The 16,324-nt window shown below is 71.9% G+C and carries 18 protein-coding genes; 8 read left to right on the forward strand and 10 right to left on the reverse strand.

Annotated elements, in window-relative coordinates; genetic code table 11:
- The first annotated feature begins 144 nt into the window (after nucleotides 1–144).
- A complete protein-coding gene (locus tag V6R91_RS16940) occupies nucleotides 145–702 on the forward strand; it encodes a GNAT family N-acetyltransferase (RefSeq protein WP_336396182.1) in 558 nt (185 codons plus the stop codon).
- Between the two features lie 37 nt (nucleotides 703–739).
- Here the strand turns inward: V6R91_RS16940 and V6R91_RS16945 are convergent, their stop codons facing one another.
- Nucleotides 740–1,111, reverse strand: coding sequence for a DUF4406 domain-containing protein (locus V6R91_RS16945; RefSeq protein WP_231820709.1), 372 nt, complete (start codon nucleotides 1,109–1,111; stop codon nucleotides 740–742).
- 46 nt (nucleotides 1,112–1,157) lie between these two features.
- Here V6R91_RS16945 and V6R91_RS16950 point away from each other — a divergent pair, with 46 nt between their 5' ends.
- Both V6R91_RS16950 and V6R91_RS16955 read left to right on the forward strand, forming a co-directional pair.
- A complete protein-coding gene (locus V6R91_RS16950) occupies nucleotides 1,158–1,913 on the forward strand; it encodes a DeoR/GlpR family DNA-binding transcription regulator (protein ID WP_336396183.1) in 756 nt (251 codons plus the stop codon).
- Between the two features lie 43 nt (nucleotides 1,914–1,956).
- Nucleotides 1,957–2,862 (forward strand): CPBP family intramembrane glutamic endopeptidase, encoded by a 906-nt coding sequence (locus tag V6R91_RS16955; protein ID WP_336396184.1) that lies wholly within the window; start codon nucleotides 1,957–1,959, stop codon nucleotides 2,860–2,862.
- 12 nt (nucleotides 2,863–2,874) lie between these two features.
- Here V6R91_RS16955 and V6R91_RS16960 read toward each other — a convergent pair whose 3' ends face one another.
- Together V6R91_RS16960 and V6R91_RS16965 are read right to left on the reverse strand one after the other, a co-directional pair.
- A complete protein-coding gene (locus V6R91_RS16960; protein ID WP_271062436.1) occupies nucleotides 2,875–3,198 on the reverse strand; it encodes a hypothetical protein in 324 nt (107 codons plus the stop codon).
- Nucleotides 3,198–3,380 carry a hypothetical protein gene (locus V6R91_RS16965; protein WP_271062435.1) on the reverse strand — a complete coding sequence of 61 codons (183 nt, stop codon included), beginning with the start codon at nucleotides 3,378–3,380 and terminating at the stop codon, nucleotides 3,198–3,200. The genes V6R91_RS16960 and V6R91_RS16965 overlap by 1 nt, the downstream gene beginning before the upstream one ends.
- A gap of 131 nt (nucleotides 3,381–3,511) precedes the next feature.
- On the opposite strand from V6R91_RS16965, the gene V6R91_RS16970 reads away from it, so the two are divergent.
- Genes V6R91_RS16970 through V6R91_RS16980 form a run of 3 tightly spaced genes read left to right on the forward strand, consistent with a single transcriptional unit; the run spans nucleotide 3,512 to nucleotide 5,588 of the window.
- Nucleotides 3,512–4,093, forward strand: coding sequence for an RNA polymerase sigma factor (locus V6R91_RS16970; RefSeq protein WP_336396185.1), 582 nt, complete (start codon nucleotides 3,512–3,514; stop codon nucleotides 4,091–4,093).
- Nucleotides 4,083–5,069, forward strand: coding sequence for a hypothetical protein (locus tag V6R91_RS16975; protein WP_336396186.1), 987 nt, complete (start codon nucleotides 4,083–4,085; stop codon nucleotides 5,067–5,069). Before V6R91_RS16970 ends, V6R91_RS16975 begins: the two co-directional genes overlap by 11 nt.
- Before the next feature lie 36 nt (nucleotides 5,070–5,105).
- Nucleotides 5,106–5,588: a hypothetical protein gene (locus V6R91_RS16980; RefSeq protein ID WP_336396187.1), complete on the forward strand. Its 483-nt coding sequence runs from the start codon at nucleotides 5,106–5,108 to the stop codon at nucleotides 5,586–5,588.
- Here the strand turns inward: V6R91_RS16980 and V6R91_RS16985 are convergent.
- Nucleotides 5,569–6,294 (reverse strand): aspartate/glutamate racemase family protein, encoded by a 726-nt coding sequence (locus tag V6R91_RS16985; RefSeq protein ID WP_336396188.1) that lies wholly within the window; start codon nucleotides 6,292–6,294, stop codon nucleotides 5,569–5,571. The two genes, V6R91_RS16980 and V6R91_RS16985, sit on opposite strands and share 20 nt — an antisense overlap.
- A 54-nt stretch (nucleotides 6,295–6,348) precedes the next feature.
- Between V6R91_RS16985 and V6R91_RS16990 the strand changes: the two genes are divergently transcribed.
- A complete protein-coding gene (locus V6R91_RS16990) occupies nucleotides 6,349–7,227 on the forward strand; it encodes a transposase (protein ID WP_336396189.1) in 879 nt (292 codons plus the stop codon).
- Between the two features lie 29 nt (nucleotides 7,228–7,256).
- On the opposite strand, the gene V6R91_RS16995 is transcribed toward V6R91_RS16990, so the two are convergent.
- The 5 genes from V6R91_RS16995 to def all read right to left on the reverse strand — a co-directional run bounded on the left by V6R91_RS16995 (nucleotide 7,257) and on the right by def (nucleotide 14,313).
- Nucleotides 7,257–7,958: a response regulator transcription factor gene (locus V6R91_RS16995; RefSeq protein WP_271062429.1), complete on the reverse strand. Its 702-nt coding sequence runs from the start codon at nucleotides 7,956–7,958 to the stop codon at nucleotides 7,257–7,259.
- On the reverse strand, nucleotides 7,955–9,214 hold the full coding sequence (locus V6R91_RS17000) for a sensor histidine kinase (RefSeq protein WP_336396190.1): 1,260 nt from the start codon (nucleotides 9,212–9,214) through the stop codon (nucleotides 7,955–7,957). Before V6R91_RS17000 ends, V6R91_RS16995 begins: the two co-directional genes overlap by 4 nt.
- Nucleotides 9,211–12,903, reverse strand: a complete 3,693-nt coding sequence (locus V6R91_RS17005) for an efflux RND transporter permease subunit (RefSeq protein ID WP_336396191.1) — start codon at nucleotides 12,901–12,903, stop codon at nucleotides 9,211–9,213. The genes V6R91_RS17000 and V6R91_RS17005 overlap by 4 nt, the downstream gene beginning before the upstream one ends.
- 238 nt (nucleotides 12,904–13,141) lie before the next feature.
- Complete coding sequence (locus V6R91_RS17010) at nucleotides 13,142–13,651, reverse strand: septum formation family protein (RefSeq protein ID WP_067244568.1); 510 nt, start codon at nucleotides 13,649–13,651, stop codon at nucleotides 13,142–13,144.
- Between the two features lie 95 nt (nucleotides 13,652–13,746).
- Nucleotides 13,747–14,313 (reverse strand): peptide deformylase, encoded by a 567-nt coding sequence (gene def, locus V6R91_RS17015; protein ID WP_084344432.1) that lies wholly within the window; start codon nucleotides 14,311–14,313, stop codon nucleotides 13,747–13,749.
- 64 nt (nucleotides 14,314–14,377) lie between these two features.
- Between def and V6R91_RS17020 the strand changes: the two genes are divergently transcribed.
- Complete coding sequence (locus V6R91_RS17020) at nucleotides 14,378–15,553, forward strand: DMT family transporter (protein WP_336396369.1); 1,176 nt, start codon at nucleotides 14,378–14,380, stop codon at nucleotides 15,551–15,553.
- Here the strand turns inward: V6R91_RS17020 and pgl are convergent.
- Nucleotides 15,547–16,323, reverse strand: a complete 777-nt coding sequence (pgl, locus tag V6R91_RS17025) for a 6-phosphogluconolactonase (RefSeq protein ID WP_336396192.1) — start codon at nucleotides 16,321–16,323, stop codon at nucleotides 15,547–15,549. The two genes, V6R91_RS17020 and pgl, sit on opposite strands and share 7 nt — an antisense overlap.
- Between the last annotated feature and the right edge of the window lies 1 nt (nucleotide 16,324).

Consider the following 16,324-nt stretch of genomic DNA (forward strand, 5'->3'; position numbering starts at 1 on the left):
GTTCGCTCCACCGTGCTCCGTGGTCGGTTCTCCCGATCACAGGACCGCCCTGACGCGGGCGCACGGAGCCGATCCCGATGTTCCGGGAGAACCGCGTCCGGGAGCCATTGCGCGCGGGGACGGCACTCGGCTACGGTGCGGACCATGACCCCCGCCCCCGCCGTTCGTCTTCGTGCCCGCACCGATGAGGACCTCGACGCGCTCTACGAAATCGCGTCGGATCTGGACACCTGGGAGGAGCGCAACCCGGGCCGGCCCGTGACCGTGACGCGCGAGGCCTGGCGGGCGCGTCTCGCCGAGCGCGAGGCTGACCCCGGCGGCAACGTCAGCTTCGTGATCGACGAGGCGGGCAAGGCCGTCGGGACGATCGGGCTCTTCGACTTCGACGGGCTCTCCGGGCATGCGGAGGTGGGGATCGCGCTCACGCCGTCGGCACGAGGGCGCGGGATCGGCACGGCGGCCATCGCGCAGATCCTCGAGTTCGCGTTCGTGCGGTGCAACCTGCACCGGGTGCACCTGGAGGTGATCGGGTCGAACGCGCCGGCGATCCGCGCCTACGAGAAATCGGGGTTCGTCGTGGAAGGTCGCCAGCGTGAGCACGCGTGGGTCCGCGGCGCGTACACGGACATCGTGCGCATGGGAATCCTCCGCGCGGAATGGCTCGCGCGCCGGACCGACGGCTCGGGCGCCCGGACGGCGTGAGGTCCGCACCCGCCGAGGGCTCGACCCGGGCGACCCCTCATGCGGCGGCGTTGGGGACCTCCTCCAGCGAGAAGTAGACCGGGATGCCTCGCTCGCGCGCGATCGCCACGTCCTGATCCGCGCCGCGCGAATCGCCGGGGAGGCGCAGGACAGCGTCGCAGTGCTGCAGGAGCCGCTCCGCCGTGGGGTACATGACCTCGGCGGCGAGCGGGTCGGTCGGCCCGCTCGCCCCCGCGCTGGCAAGGACGGGCAGGGCCACCCACTCTCCGATCATCGGGATGTGTCCCGCCCGGAAGATCGGCCAGGCGGCCTCCTCCAGGCGTTCGAGGTTGCGCGCCATCAGCTCGGGGTCGCCTCCGGTCCCGGATGCATAGGGGCCGGCGATCAGGATGAGCAGGGGTTTCGTCATGGCGTCAAGATACAGTAACAACGTGAAGGAATCGGAAGGAACGTGAATGCTCGCCGCGGCACGCAAGGAACTGCTGATGGAGCGATTGCGCACGCACGGGCGCATCGTCGCGAAGGAGGTCGCCGCGGAACTGGGGCTGTCGGAGGACAGCATCCGCCGCGACCTCCGCGAGCTCGACGCGGCCGGACTTGCCGTGCGCGTCTACGGCGGAGCGCTCCCGGCCTCCCCGGCCGTCGTCGACTACACCGCCCGGACCGCCGTCGCGGCCGAGAGCAAGCGCAGGGTCGCTGAAGCGGCGGTCCGCCTGATCGAGCCGGGCAGTGCCGTGCTGCTCGACGGGGGCACGACGGCGCTGGCCGTCGCCGAGGCGCTCCCTCGCGCCTTCACCGGAACCGTCATCACGCACAGCCCCACGGTCGCCGCGGCCCTCCTTCACCACGACGCCGAGATCCTGCTCATCGGAGGCCGCGTCTTCAAGCACTCGGCCGTCGCGTGCGGAGCGGCGGCGATCGAGGCGGCCAGCAGGATCAGCGCGGACCTGTTCCTCCTCGGCGTCACCGGGATCCATCCGCAGGCGGGTCTCACCACGGGCGACGCGGACGAGGCGGCGATGAAGCGCGCCCTCGCCGCCCGGGCGGCCGAGACGTACGTGCTCGGCAGCGCGGAGAAGGTGGGCGCCGCGTCCCGCTTCTGCGTCCTGCCCGTCGACGCGGTCGCCGGGATCGTGATCGACAAGAGCCCCGAAGACCCCGTCCCGCGTGAGCTCGCGGCCGCGGGAGCACGTCTGGTCCCCGCGCGCTGAGCCCGGGGCGCCGTATCCTGGTTCCGGCGAACGGAGGAGCACGGTGCGGGCGGACGAGACCGGGAGCGCCCGCAGGACGGAGCTCCGTGAGGACCGAGGCTACTACGCGGGTCTGCGAGGTGTCCGTCATGCCGGCCGTCGCGGGATGCTCGCCGTCGCGGTCGTCCTCGCCGCGTACGTCGCGCTGGCCGGAGTCGGATCCGCTCTCGTCATCCCCGCCGTGGAATCGGCGGGGTTCCCGGAGGCGCGCACACCGCTGTCCCTGCTGATGATCGCCCTCATGCTCCCGGTCGTGTGGGGGACGCAGCGTCTCGTCTTCGGTGTGCCCGGGCGGTGGCTGCACTCCGTCTCCGGGCGTTTTCGGGCCCGGCTCGCGCGGACGGCGGCGCTGGTCACGGTCCCCGCGTTCGGCATCGTGATCGGCACGGACTGGCTGATGGACGGCGCACCCGCGTTCGCGCCGATCGCGCCCTCGTCCCTGCTCGCCCTCCTCCTGGGGATCCTCGTCGCGCCGTTCCAGGCGGCGGCCGAGGAGTACATGTTCCGCGGACTGATCGGCCGGTCGGTCGCGACCTGGTTCCATCCCGCCTTCGTCGGAACCGCGATGAGCATGGTCGTCGCCACCATCCTTTTCGCCTCGTTCCACGGCACCGCGGACCCTTGGCGCCTGGCCTTCTACGCGGTGTTCGGCGCGTGCGCATCGCTCATGACGTGGCGCAGCGGCGGCGTGGAGGCCGCGGTCGTGATGCACACCGTGAACAACATCGCCGCTCTCGTCGGGATGATCGGCGACGGCGGCGCACCGGGATCCTCGGATCAGACCGGCCAGGGGTCGCCGCGTCTTCTCGTGACGATGGCGGCCTGCGCGGTCATCACGGGCGTGGTCTGGTGGGCCTCCACACGGGCGGCGCGTCGCGGAACGCCGTCTCGGGCCGAGACGACACCGTAAGACGGACGGGTCTCAGCCCTGCGCGGCCCACATCGCGATCGCGGAGGCGATCGCCAGGACGAGGGCGACGACGAGGGTGATCCGCGGGATCGCCTTTCGTGCTCGGGGCGAGCGGCGCCCGACGAGCAGGGCCGTGACGGACGCCGCGAGCAGGAGCAGGCCGCCCTGGAGCGCGGCGAGGATCGCGACGTTCTGGGTCGTGGCGCCCGCGCCGATCGTGGGCAGCGCCAGAAGCATGAGGAGGACCGGCGCGACGACGATGACTCCGAGGGAGAGCGACCAGGCACGGCTCGTCCCGTCCTCGGCGCCGTCGCCGTGGGGGTGAACGGCGGCCATCACACCGCAGACACGGCCATGGTCGCTCCCAGGCCCACCGTCCCCGCCGCGCCGACCACGGACAGGGCGGCGAACCAGCCCTGTCCCGTCATCATCACCGCGAGCAGTCCGCCGACGGCGATGATCGCGAAGCCCGCGAAAGCGATCCACCAGATGATCCCGCGTCGATCAGCTGCCTGCATGCTGTCCTCCTGGATAGACCACGGCGCCGTCGGAGAGACGGCCCTCACCCTGGTTGTTGCCGGATGAGAGGGTGGGGTTACATCGGATTCCGGATGTAACCTTCCGGGCCGATCCGGCAACAACCAGAAGTGTGGGGTTCGAGATCACGGGTTCACGCCTTCCGCGGCCGGCGTCGGCGGCGGTCGCGCGTGCGTTCGAGGATCTGTTCCGGGCCTACCATGCCGTGATCGTGACGGCGGGCTTCAACCGCCTCGACGATCTCGGAGCGGCCGAGGACGCGGCCGCCGAGGTGTTCACGGCCGCGTGGCGGCGGCGGAGCGAGCACGAGACCGTGTTCACTCTGCCGTGGCTGTACACGACGCTGCGGAACGTGACCGGGAGCGAGTACCGCCGCCGGGGGAGGGCGTCGCGTCGCTATCAGCGGCTGGCGGCGGAGGCTCCCGGTCATCCGACCGTCCTCATCGACGACGACGCCATCGCCGTGCGCCAGGCGGTGGCCCGGATGCGCTCCGACGACCGCGAGGTCATCTGGATGGCGTACTGGGAGGAACTGAGCCGCGAGGAGATGGCGGAGATCCTCGGGTGCTCCGTCGCCGCCGTGAAGGTGCGGCTGCACCGGGCGCGAGAGCGGCTGCGACGGCGGCTCGGCACTGACGAGACGGCGGGCGAGGTGCCCGTCGAGGAGGGGAAGGGGGTGCACGATGGACGATGACGAGCTGACGCGGCGTCTTCGCGCGGCACGCCCCGGGACGCCCCGCCGCAACGCTCCGCCGTCCGTCGCGGCCGAGCGCGTCCTGCGACGGATCGTCGCGGAACCCACGGAGCACCGCGTGGCTGCACGCGGCCGGGTCCCCGCACGTGGTCGGGTCGGAGGGCCCGTCTGGCTCGCGGCGGCCTCTGTGCTGGTCCTGATCGCCGTCGCCGTCCTGGGAGGGATATCGCTGCTGCGTCCGCCGGCCGCCGTCGCCGCCACTCCCGCCCTGCTCGTGGCCGAGCCCGTCTCCGGAACCGCAAGGGAGAACCTGATGAACATCAGCGGATCGGTCCGCGCCGAGGGCATCGGAGCGAGCGACGTCGTCCGCTTCCAGACCTGGGCGCTCTCGTTCGACCCGGAGTCGGGCGAGCCTCCCGCCCAGATCGTCCCCGAAGAGCACCTGATCCGCCGGTCGGCCGACGGAGCGGTCGAGATCGAGGTCCGCGCAGGAACGCCGACCGCCGACGACGGCACCGCGGTGCCGGATCCCACGCCCGCACCCGGCACCGTCCTGTGGACCGACACCCGGCCGGCGGGAGAGGGAGCGGGCTTCTTCGGCGATGTTCCGGGCTCCGCGGCGGAGATGCCGGACTTCTTCCGAGCCAGCGGCGTGCTCGTCGGCGAGAGCAGCGGAGAGTACTTCTCGGCCGTGCGCCTCCTCCTCTCGGAACGCAGCCTCGACGCCGAACAGCAGGCGGCGCTCGTCGAGTTCCTCGCCACGCTCCCGGACGTCGCGGTCGACGGGAGCGTGACGGACCGTCTCGGACGCCGAGGCGTCTCCGTCAGCACGGACTCTCGTGCCCCGGGGGAGTATCGGGATACCCTGGTGCTCAGCGCCGCTCAGGGTGTTCTCGCGTACGAGGCGACCTACATCGGCTCCTCGCGCACGGACATCCCCTCCCCGGCGGTGATCGAGTACGTGGCGTGGAGATGATCGAACCCCGGGCGGCCCGAACGGAAGGTCCCGGGTATGCATCGGTTGCGGTCTCTGCTCACCGTCGCGGCGGCTGCGCTGCTCGTCGTCGGCGGACTGTTCGCCCCCGCGGCGGCACAAGCGTCCTCGGACGACCTGCAGGAGCGAGTGGATCAGGTCTTGGCCGCCTATCCGGGCGGCGAGCAGACCGGTCCCGGGGAGATCACGTGGGACGATGGCGCGGTCGTGCTGACGCTTCTCCCGGGGACGGCGGACTCGGCGTTCGCGCGGGGAGTGGGGTCGTGCGCCGACGGGACGTTCTGCGCCTTCAGCGGCTCCTCGCTCTCGGGCGCCCGGATCTCCTTCACCAGCTGTTCGGGGGCCAACTCCGTCGCTCCGCTGGGGAGCCCCGTCCGCAGCATCGCGAACGCCCGCTCCTCCGGTGTGGTCGTCGCCTACAACGGCTCATCGGCGGTCGCCTCCGTCGGAGCCGGCGCCTGGACCAACACCTCCGCGACGATCACGCGCCTGGGCTGCTGACCGCGTCCCTCTCACGACCGTCCAGGGCGAGGGACATCGCCGCCTCCACATGGATGGCCGTCGTCGGGAAGACCGGGACGGGGGCGTCCTCGGCCCGGATGAGGAGCTCGATCTCGGTGCATCCCAGGAGGACCCCCTCCGCCCCTTCCCTGACCAGGCGGTCGATGACCACGCGAAACCGCCGTCGGGACTCCTCGCGCACCACGCCGTGCACCAGTTCGGCGTAGATCACGTCGTGGACGACGGCGCGTTCCCCGGCGCTCGGCACGATCGTGGCGATGCCGTGCCGGGCGAGGCGGTCGCGATAGAAGGACTGCTCCATCGTGAAGGCCGTGCCGAGCAGGCCCACCGTGCCGAGCCCGGCTGCGGCCACCGCGGCCGCGGCGGCGTCCGCGATGTGAAGGAACGGAATCGCGACCGCCTCCTCGATCCGGTCGGCGACGAGGTGCATCGTGTTCGTGCAGAGCACGAGGAGGTCGGCCCCGGCGGCTTCGAGCCGGCGGGCCCGCTCCGCGAGCAGATCGCCGGCGGCCTCCCAGTCACCGCGGGACTGGAGTGCCTCGACCTCGGCGAAATCGACGGAGTCCAGGACGATCCGCGCCGAGTGATGTCCGCCGAGCTCCCGGCGGACGAGCTCGTTCGCCAGACGGTACCACTCCGCTGACGACTCCCAGCTCATCCCGCCCAGCACGCCCACCGTCTTCATGTCGCCCACGCTACCGTCCTGCGTCCTCCGGACGCCGGTCGCTATCGTCGAGTCATGACCGCGCACGACGCCGCCGGTGCCGAGGATCCGCGCCTGATCGAGATCGCCGTCGAGCTCTACACCGCCCCGCCGGGAGAGTTCGTCGCACGACGCAACTCCCTGGCGCAGGAAGACGGGGAGCGCGACCGTGCCGCGAGGATCCGGACCCTGAGGAAGCCGTCCGTCGCGGCGTGGGTGGTGAACGTCTTCGCCACGGAGCGCGCGGATCGACTCGCCACCGCGCTGGAGCTGGCGGCCGAGCTGCGCGAAGCACAGGAGGACCTCGACGCCAGGTCGCTCGCGGAGCTGGGAAGACAGCGCCGGGCACTGACGACCCAGCTCGCGAGAGAGGCCGCCACGGTCGCCACCGCGCGAGGGGAGCGGGTGACGGAATCCACCCTCGAGGCGGTGCGCCAGACGATCGCCGCGGCGTTCTTCGATCCGCAGGCCGCCATGGCGGTGGCGTCCGGTCGACTCGTCCGGGAGCTCGAGGCCTCCTCGGGAACCCCGATCGACCCCGCGTCCGTCGTCGGAGGCGGCGCGCCGTCCGTGATCACCGCGGCCGCGGAGGCCCCGCCGGCCGACGAGCTCCGTGCACGTCGGGAGCGCAAGGCGGCCGAGCGGGAGGTCCGTGAGGCGGAACAGGAACTGCAGCGGGCACAGCGCGCGCAGGATCGGGCGGATCGGGGCCATGCCGAGGCTGAGTCTCGGGCGGAGCGGCTCTCCGCCCGGATCGCGGAGCTCGAGGAGGAGCTGGCCCGTCTGCGCGCCGACGCCGACGAGACCGCCGCTGCGGTGGATGCCGCACGCGCGGAACGCGCGTCCGCCGCCGAACGGGCGGCACAGGCGCAGGACCGACTCGACGCGGCACGGTCCGCGCTGCCGGAGCGGTAGTCGCCGGCCGGCGACAGGCCGAAGCAGTGTCAGACGTCGGGCGACGTGTCCGTCAGGCCGTTGCGGAACGCGTAGACGACCGCCTGCACGCGGTCGCGCATGCCCAGTTTCTGCAGGACGCGTCCCACATGCGTCTTCACGGTGGACTCGGAGAGCCAGAGGCGCTCGGCGATCTCGCCGTTCGACAGTCCCTCCACCAGCGCGTCGAACACGTCCCGCTCGCGGTCCGTGAGCACGCGGAGGCGGTCGGATGCCGCCTCTCGCGCCGCCTTCTGTGCCCGGCGGACGGGGTCGTCGGCGGCGCGGGAGAGGGCGCCGAAGCGCCGCAGCAGCTCCGAGGTCACCCGGGGCGCGAGGACGGCGTCGCCGTCGGCGACGGCCTGGATCGCCGCGATGATGTCCTGGGCGTCGGAGTCCTTCAGAAGGAAGCCGCTCGCCCCCGCCTCGATCGCGCCGAACGCATACGCGTCGAGGTCGAAGGTCGTGAGCACCAGCACTCGCCCGAGCTCGGCGGACGTGATCTGCCGGGTGGCCTCGATGCCGTCCATCCGCGGCATCTGGACGTCCATCAGGACGACGTCCGGCCGGTGCACGCCGGCCAGCGCGACGGCCTCGATGCCGTCCGAGGCCTCGCCGACGATCTCGATCCCGGCGGTCGCGCCGAGAACCATCGACAGCCCGGTCCGGATGAGCGCCTGGTCGTCGACGAGCAGGACGCGGATGTCGCTCATCGCTCGTCTCCCGGGAGGATCAGCCGCACGACCCACCCGGCGCCGGTGCGCGGGTCCAGCGGGCCCGCGTCAAGGGAACCGCCGTAGAGGAGCGCCCTCTCGCGCATCCCCACCAGGCCACGGCCGACGCGTGCCTCCTCGTCGGGCGGCGCGGAGACCGGGCGGCCGTCGTCGTGCACGGTCGCGGTCACCTCGGCTGCGGCCACCCGCACCTCGACCCCCACGACACCCGGCGCGACGGCATGGCGCATGGCGTTGGTCAACGACTCCTGCACGACGCGGAAGACCGTCATCTGCTTGCCGGCGGAGACCTCGGCCGTGCCGTCGGAGACGACCGACAGCTCCACGGGCAGCCCGATGCCGCGGTACACCTCGACCAGGCGAGGCAGATCCTCGATCCCGGTGCTGGTGCGGGACCCGGCGTCGTCCGCGGCACGCTCGAGAACCCCGAGGGCGCGCCGCATCTCGTCCAGGGAGGACCGCGCGACGCCGCCGATCTGCGTCACGGCCATGCCGGCGCGGTCGGGGTCGGCGGCCAGCACGGCCGTGGCGCCGTCGGCGAGCCGGACGATGACCGAGAGCGAGTGCGAGACGATGTCGTGCACGTCCCTGGCGATGCGGGAGCGCTCCGCGAGCGCCGCGAGCTGCGCCTCCTGGTCGCGCTCGTGCTCGAGGATCCGTGCCCGTTCCAGCAGGGCCTCGACGTAGCGCCGGCGGTTGCCGGCGTTCTGGCCCCACAGGAGAGCGACGAGCAGCAGGAGCAGGTCGAACACGAGATAGGAGACGACGGTCGCGATCACGTTCCCGTCGCGGGTCACCGGCAGCAGCCCGATCCCGGTCAGCAGGTGGATCCCCGACTGGGCGACCGTGAGCGCGTAGGCGGCTGCCGCGGCGACCCAGGCGCGGCGCACCGAGTCGTAGACCGCCACCGCGAACACGGCATAGGCCGCGCCGACCGTGCCCGCATTACTCCAGAAGGGCATCAGCAGCACCGAGGAGACGAACGCCACCGCGAACACGAGCAGCGGACGCCGGCGTCGGAACAGCACGAGCACGGACGAGAACACGACCACGACGAGACCCAGCAGGACATAGGCGAGGACGCCCGGCTGCAGGTCGTCGCCGACACCGGCCCCGAGGGCAGGGAGCACCGTCAGCACCACCCAGCTCAGCGCCGTGACGGCATCCACCGCCCGGGGGTGACGCTGCCAGCGCCCGGCCGCGCGATCCAGCGGGCTCGGCGAGGCGGATGTCACGTCGCCAGTCTCCCACGCGCGGGATCGGTCCCGTCGTCCGACGCCCCCTCGATCCCGGCCGCCGCGTCGGTCTGCGTGGTCGTGAACCCGACCTCCTCCAGCTCCTCGGGGATGTCCTCCCGGTTCTCCGCCTCGACGCGACGAGCCGCACGCCGCGCCCGACGCTCCCGGCGCCGCTCTCCCCGGCGCTCGTGCAGGACCACGAGGGCGGGCACGAGCAGCAGCGTCAGCAGGGTCGAGGAGACGAGGCCGCCGATGACGACGATCGCGAGGGACTGCGAGATGAACGCGCCCCCGCCCGTGATCCCGAAGGCCATCGGAAGCAGCGCGAAGATCGTCGCGCACGCGGTCATGATGATCGGGCGCAGGCGCAGGCGGGCGCCGTGGACGACCGCATCGTCGAGGGAGGACCCGGCCCGGCGGTAGTGGTTGATGAGGTCGATCAGCACGATCGCGTTCGTCACCACGATGCCGATGAGCATGAGCATGCCGATCATGGCCGGGATGCCCAGCGGCGTACCGGTGAGCAGGAGTCCGCCGATGGCGCCCGTGGCGGCGAAGGGGACCGAGACGAGCAGCAGGAGCGGCTGCATCAGCGAGCGGAACGTCGCCACCAGGACGATGTACACCAGCGCGATCGCCGCGAGCATCGCGACGCCGAGCTCGCCGAACGACTGGGCCTGCTCGGCGGCCGCGCCGCCCTCGTCGAGGGTCACCCCGGCCGGCAGCTCCACCTCGTCCAGCGCGGTCTGGACCGCGAGCGCCGCCGCGCCGAGATCCTCGCCCGAGGGAGTGACGGAGACGGTCACGGCACGCGCGCCGTCGATCCGCGTGATCGTCGCGGGCGCGGTGACCACGTCGACGCTCGCGACGTCGCCGACACGGATCGGGGTCGCACGCACGTGCTCCAGGTCGCGCTGCGCCTGCGCGAGCCGATCCGCCTCGGCCTGCTGCGCGGCGCCCTCGTCGATCCCCTCGCGGACCGCGCGGATCTGCTCGTCCAGCCCCGTCAGGCTGCCCTCCGCGGCAGCGACGCCCTGCGACAGCTGCTGCACGGCCTTCTGGTACTCGAGCGCCGTGATCGTTCCCTGCGCAGCGGGGTGGGGATCGAACGGCGGGGGAGAGGCGAGGAGGGCGGCGAGCTGATCGCGCAGCGCCGCGAGGTCCTGTTCGCCCTGCGCGCGCGCGTCGTACAGGTCGTCCAGCTGTTCCTGCGTCTTCGCCTCGGCGTCGGCGCGCGCGTTCGCGGACATCTCCTCCTGCTCGCGCTGGAGGGCGTCGGCGGCGTCCTTCTGGGTCCGCTGCGCCTGCAGGGCCGAGACCGGCAGGGTGAGCGCGCGGATCGCGTCGGGATCGGTCGCCGAGGACTGGGCGCGAAGCACGAGGTCCCGGTTCTTCCCGTCGATCCCGACCTCGCCGAGACGCTCGCCCTCGACGGCGGCGGCGATGGCGCTGCCGATCTCGGGGACCGTGAAGCCCTGCGCCGCGGCGGCGGTGCGGTCCACGGAGACGGCGAGGATCGGAAGCTCGGCCGCGAGGTCGTCGCGCACCTCGCCGACGCCCGAGGCCCCGTCCAGGGCCGCGCTGATGCGCTCGGCCGCCGTCGTGAGCGCCGCCTCGTCCGCGCTCTTCACGATGACGTCGATGGTGGAGGAGGTGGTCTGCGTCGCCTGCGTGGACACGGTGATGTCGTCGGCCGCCGGGAGACCGCGGACGGCCTCGCGGATGCGCGTGAGCGTGCGGTCCGGATCCGCGGCCGGTGCGATCACGACGTCGAGCAGGACCGATGCCCCCTGCTCGCCGGCGGTGGTGCGGTAGGAGGCCACCCCGTCCACCGAGTCGATCGCCTTCTCCAGCGCGCCCGCGGCCTCGTCGGCGACGGCGAGTGTCGTGTCCAGCGGCATCTTCTGCTCCACCTGGACCGCGCGCGCGTCGGCGAAGCTGCCGAGCATGTCGGTCTTCAGGAAGCCCGCCGCGACGACGGTGCCCGCGAACACGAGGATCGAGACCATCAGGACCGTGACCGGTCGGCGCAGCGAGAACCGGAGCGCGGGGAGGTAGGCGCGCTGCATCCGGGTGACCCGCTCGGAGGAGTCGGTCTCGCCGAGAGGCGCCATGGCGCTCGGGCCGGCGTCATCGGTGACGTCCGTGTTCTCCGTCGTCCGAACGGCGTCGCCCTCCGTGCCCTCCAGGACCGAGGCGCGCTCCGTGCGCCGCGAGGGGCGCCGCAGGAACCAGTAGGCGAGTACCGGGACGATCGTCAGCGAGACGATCAGGGACGCGAGCAGCGCGATCGTCACGGTGAGGGCGAACGGCCGGAACAGCTCCCCGGCGACGCCGCCGACGAGCGCGACGGGGAGGAACACCGCAACGGTCGTGAGCGTGGAGGCGGTGACGGCGCCCGCCACCTGCCCGACGGCCGTGCGGACGTCGTCGGTACTGAGCCCGCCCGGCCCTCGCCGGCGGGCGATGTTCTCGATCACGACGATGGAGTCGTCGACGACGCGCCCGACCGCGACCGTCAGTGCCGCGAGCGTGAAGATGTTGAACGAGAACCCGCCCATGCGCAGCCCGATGACCGCGATCAGCAGCGACAGCGGGATCGACACCGCGGTGATGACGGTCGCCTTCGGCGACAGCAGGAACACCAGGATGATGAGGACGGCGAAGAGCAGGCCGAGACCGCCCTCGACAGCGAGGTCGTGGGTGGACTTCTCGATCATGGTGGACTGGTCGAACAGCGTCGTGACCTTCGCATCGCCGCCCAGGCCGGGCAGCGCCTCGTCGATCGTCGCCGCGACGGCGTGCGACACCTGGACGGCGTTGGCATCCGGGGTCTTGGTGATCGTCAGCCCGAGCGCAGCGCGGCCGTCGGCGCGCGACAGCGTGGTCTGCGGCACGGGAGCGAGCTCCACGGTCGCCACGGCCGAGAGGGGGACAGGGCCGTCCATGGTCGGCAGCGGCAGAGCGGCGAGCTCCTCCAGCGTCGTCCCCTCCTGACCGACCTCGATCGCCATGGCCGTCGTCCCGTCGTCACTCGTTCCGGCGGGGACGACGACACCGGCGGTGCGCAGCAGCCCGGAGACCGCGGACGGGTCGATCGATCGCGCCGAGAGCTCGCCGGGGTTCAGCGTCACGAGCACCCGCTCCTGCACCTGTCCGGTCACCTGGACCTTCCGCACCCCGGGCACATGCTCGATCGCGGGGACCAGGGACGCCTCGACGCGCTCGGCGAAGGCGTCGAGATCCTCGGCGCTGGTGAGGGCCAGGCTGAGCACCGGGATGTCGGAGGAGCTGCCCGCATAGACCTCGGACTGGACGCCGTCCGGACCGGAGGCGATCACAGAGGAGGTCGTGGTGCGCAGGTCGGCGAGGATCTTGTCGTCGTCGGCGCCGAACTTCCACGTCACCGTCACCTGTCCGGATCCGCTCGAGGTGCTCGCGCGGACCTCCTCGACGTCGCCGACCGCCGACAGCGCGTCCGACAGCGGCGCCACGACCTCGCGGTCCAGCGTCTCCGCGGACGCGCCCGGCTTCATGACCGCGACGACGGCCGCCGGCTGCGACATCGACGGCAGCAGCTCCTGCGTGGTCGAGGCCGTGGCCCACAGGCCGATCCCCACGACGAGGATGCTGAAGAGGGCGACGACGGCGCGGTTGGCGAGGCTGAGTCTGGTCAGCAGGGTCACGGGACCTCCAGGGCAGGGCGCACCGACGACGCGGACGCGGGGGTGGACTCTGCCACGTTAGGGAGAGGAGGCGACCCGGCACATCGGCTGAGCGGCGGATCCGTCGCCCGCCGGAATGGTCCTTTGGTACCACGGTGGCCGCGCCGGCACGGCCCATGAGGACCAGGCGGCGGGGACGACGAAGGGGACCCGCCACGGCGGGTCCCCTTCGTGTGTGCGGTGCGACGACCGCAGGTCCTTACCGGGCGCTGCCCTTCAGGGAACCGGTGGTCTGCCCTGCCGGGTCGGCGATGATGCACTGCACGACGCGGTCGTTGAGCTGCTCCCAGGTGTCCTTGGACGGGGAGATGTAGGCCGCGTCCAGCGACGACGAGTTGTAGTCGAGGCCGACGAAGTCGGTGAACGGCTGGCCGTAGCACTGCGTCTCGGCCGCGGCGGTGATGGCGGCGTCGTCGTACTCCCCGTCATCGACCTTGAACTCGAAGAAGACCTCTTCGTCGTGCGGCTGGTCGCACGGCACCACATCGGTGTCCTCGATCATGCCGGTGCCGCTGGCCATCTTGCAGTCGCCCACCTTGAGGCTGAAGATGTCGATGTTGGAGCTCTCGGTGACCTGACCGCTCTCCTCGTCGCGCGGGGCGTCGCCCTTCCCGCCGAGAATGCCGTCGATCACGCTGCAGCCGCTCAGTGCGACCGCCAGGATGGCCGCCGATCCGGCCATCGCCAGGCGCGTGCGCGTCTTCATCATGTGAGTTTCCCCTCCCAAAGCTGTGAAACAGGACTGAATGTCCCCGGAGAACCGTACCGGTGAGAGGGAGCGAACTCAATTCGTTGAACGCAGATTCAGCCTTCGAGGTCGTCGACGCCGGGAACCCAGCTCGCTCCGGGACGCCCCCAGCCCCGCTTGCGGGCGATCTTCTGGACGGTCTTCCATTCCGAATCGGAGAGACGGTCGATGTAGAGCACCCCGTCGAGATGGTCGAACTCGTGCTGCATGATCCGGGCGCGCCAGCCGTCGACCTCGATCACGACGTCTCGCCCGTCGAGGTCGGTGCCCGTGACGCGCACGCGATCCGATCGCCGCAGCGGGAATCGCTCTCCCGGGAAGGAGAGGCACCCCTCGGACTCCTCGTCCGGGTCCGGGGAGCCGGGCTCCAGCGGCGCCATCCAGAGCACGGGGTTGATGATGACGCCGCGCCAGGGGTTGTCGTCGTCATCGACGTAGGAGTAGGTGAACAGGCGCAGCGGCACGCCCACCTGCGGGGCCGCGAGCCCCACCCCGGGGGCGAGGTCCATGGTCTCGAACATGTCCGCGACGAGGGTGCGGATCTCGTCGGTGATCTCGCCGACGGGGGCGGCGGGGGAGTGCAGGACGGGATCGCCCATGATGCGAATGGGAAGAACGGCCACGCCACAACCCTAGTGCGCGCCCCGAGGCCGGTAGGCTCGACGCGTGCACTGGGACGCGACACGGATGATGACGGAAGACGTCGGGGAGCAGCTCGTCGGCGCCTTCCAGAACCCGGGCCTGCTGATGGGCATCCCGCTCGCGCTGGCCGGGGCCGTGTTCATGTCGTTGGGCGCGCAGTACCAGCACCGCGGGGTCGAGAAGGTGGAGCGCCTCAGCGGCGCCGACGGCGCGACCGGACTCTCGATGACCCAGATCAAGGGGCTGCTCACGCGCCCGTCGTGGATCATCGGCACCCTGATGCTCGGGTTCGCGATCGTCTGCCAGCTCGCGGCGCTCTCCGTCGCCCCGCTGATCGTCGTCCAGCCGCTGGGCGCCATCGCCCTGGTGATGACCACGCTGCTGAACGCGCGGGTGTCCGGGCATTCGCCCACGAAGAAGTCGCTGATCGCGATCGCCGCCTGTGTCGGCGGGATCTTCCTCTTCGTGATGGTGGCCGCGCTGTTCGCCACCGAGCACCAGATCACCCAGACCCAGCTTTTCGTGATCCTGACGATCCTGCTGCTGGTCATCATCCTGCTCGGCGCGTGCTTCCTCGTCCTGCGCCGACGGATGCGGGCACTGTTCTACATCACGGGCGCCGGCATCCTGTACGGCTTCGTCGCGACCCTCGCCAAGGTCGTCATCACGCGGATCAAGGACCAGGACTTCGACTGGCTCACGGTGGTGTGCGTGATCGCCCTCCTCGCTGCCGGCGCCGTGGGCGCCTACTTCGTGCAGACCGCGTACAGCTCCGGCCCGCCGGATCTCGTGATCGCCGGGCTCACCGTCATCGACCCGATGATCGCGGTCCTCATCGGTCTGCTGGTGCTCGGCGAGGCCTCCGCCGCGCCGCTGTGGGCGCTGATCGCCTTCGGCATCTTCGGCGCGGTCGCCACCTGGGGCGTCGTGAGCCTCGCCCGATACCACCCTCAGGTCCTCAGCGAGAGCCAGGAGCTGCCCATCGAGCGCGGAGGCGGCTCCGCCGGCGGAGCCGCGGGGACGACGTCGTCGCGGGCGCCGCTGTCGCCCGAGTCGCCGATCGAGACCTCCGCCCCGGAGGGTGACGGGGAGGAACGCTCGCCCGGCGGGCACACCGACGCCGGTGCCTGGCCGAACAACGTCGCACCGTTCCGCCGGACCGAGCAGAGCGGGTACTCCGACGATCCCGGACGCGGGTCGGGCACCCGCGGAGGTCAGTAGCTCGGGTCGATGAGGTCGGGGGAGACCTCGCTGGCCGCCGCCTCGTCGATGAAGAAGACCGTGCGCTTGCGTCCCTTGGCTCCGGCCGCGGGCACGTTCGCGTAGTTGGCGCCGGCGAGGGCGAGTCCCAGCGCGGACGCCTTCTCCGCCCCGGTCGCGACGAGCCAGATCCGCTTCGAGGCGTTGATCACCGGGCGGGTCAGGGTGACGCGCTCGGGCGGCGGCTTGGGGGAGTCCCGCACGGCGAGGGCGGCGCGGTCGGTCTCGTTGATCTCCTCCCGGTCCGGGAAGAGCGAGGCGATGTGCCCGTCCGGACCGACGCCGAGGAAGCAGACGGCGAACGAGGGCCAGCGCTGTTCCTCGGTGCCGAAGCGGCCGAGCTCGGCGGCGTAGGCCTCGGCGGCCTCGTCGAGGCCGAGCCCGGAGTCGCTGGCCGCGATCTCGTGGATGTTGGCGGCGGGGACGTCGATGCGATCCAGCAGCGCGGCCCGCGCCTGTCCGGCGTTGCGCTCCGGGTCGTCGGCGGGGACGTACCGTTCGTCCCCCCACCAGAAGTGGACGAGCGACCAGTCGATCTCGCCGGCGTCGGGACGCACCGCGACCTCGCGCAGGACGGCGGCGCCCATGGACCCGCCGGTGAGGGCGACATGCGCGAGGCGCCCGTCCTTGGTGCGGGCACGGATGCGGACGAGGAAGCGTTCGGCGACGAGGCGAGCGAGCTCGGCGGGGTCGTCGGCGATCACGACGCGGCGTGCGGTGGAGTCGGCCATG

It is taken from the genome of Microbacterium sp. CCNWLW41 (genome assembly GCF_037083505.1).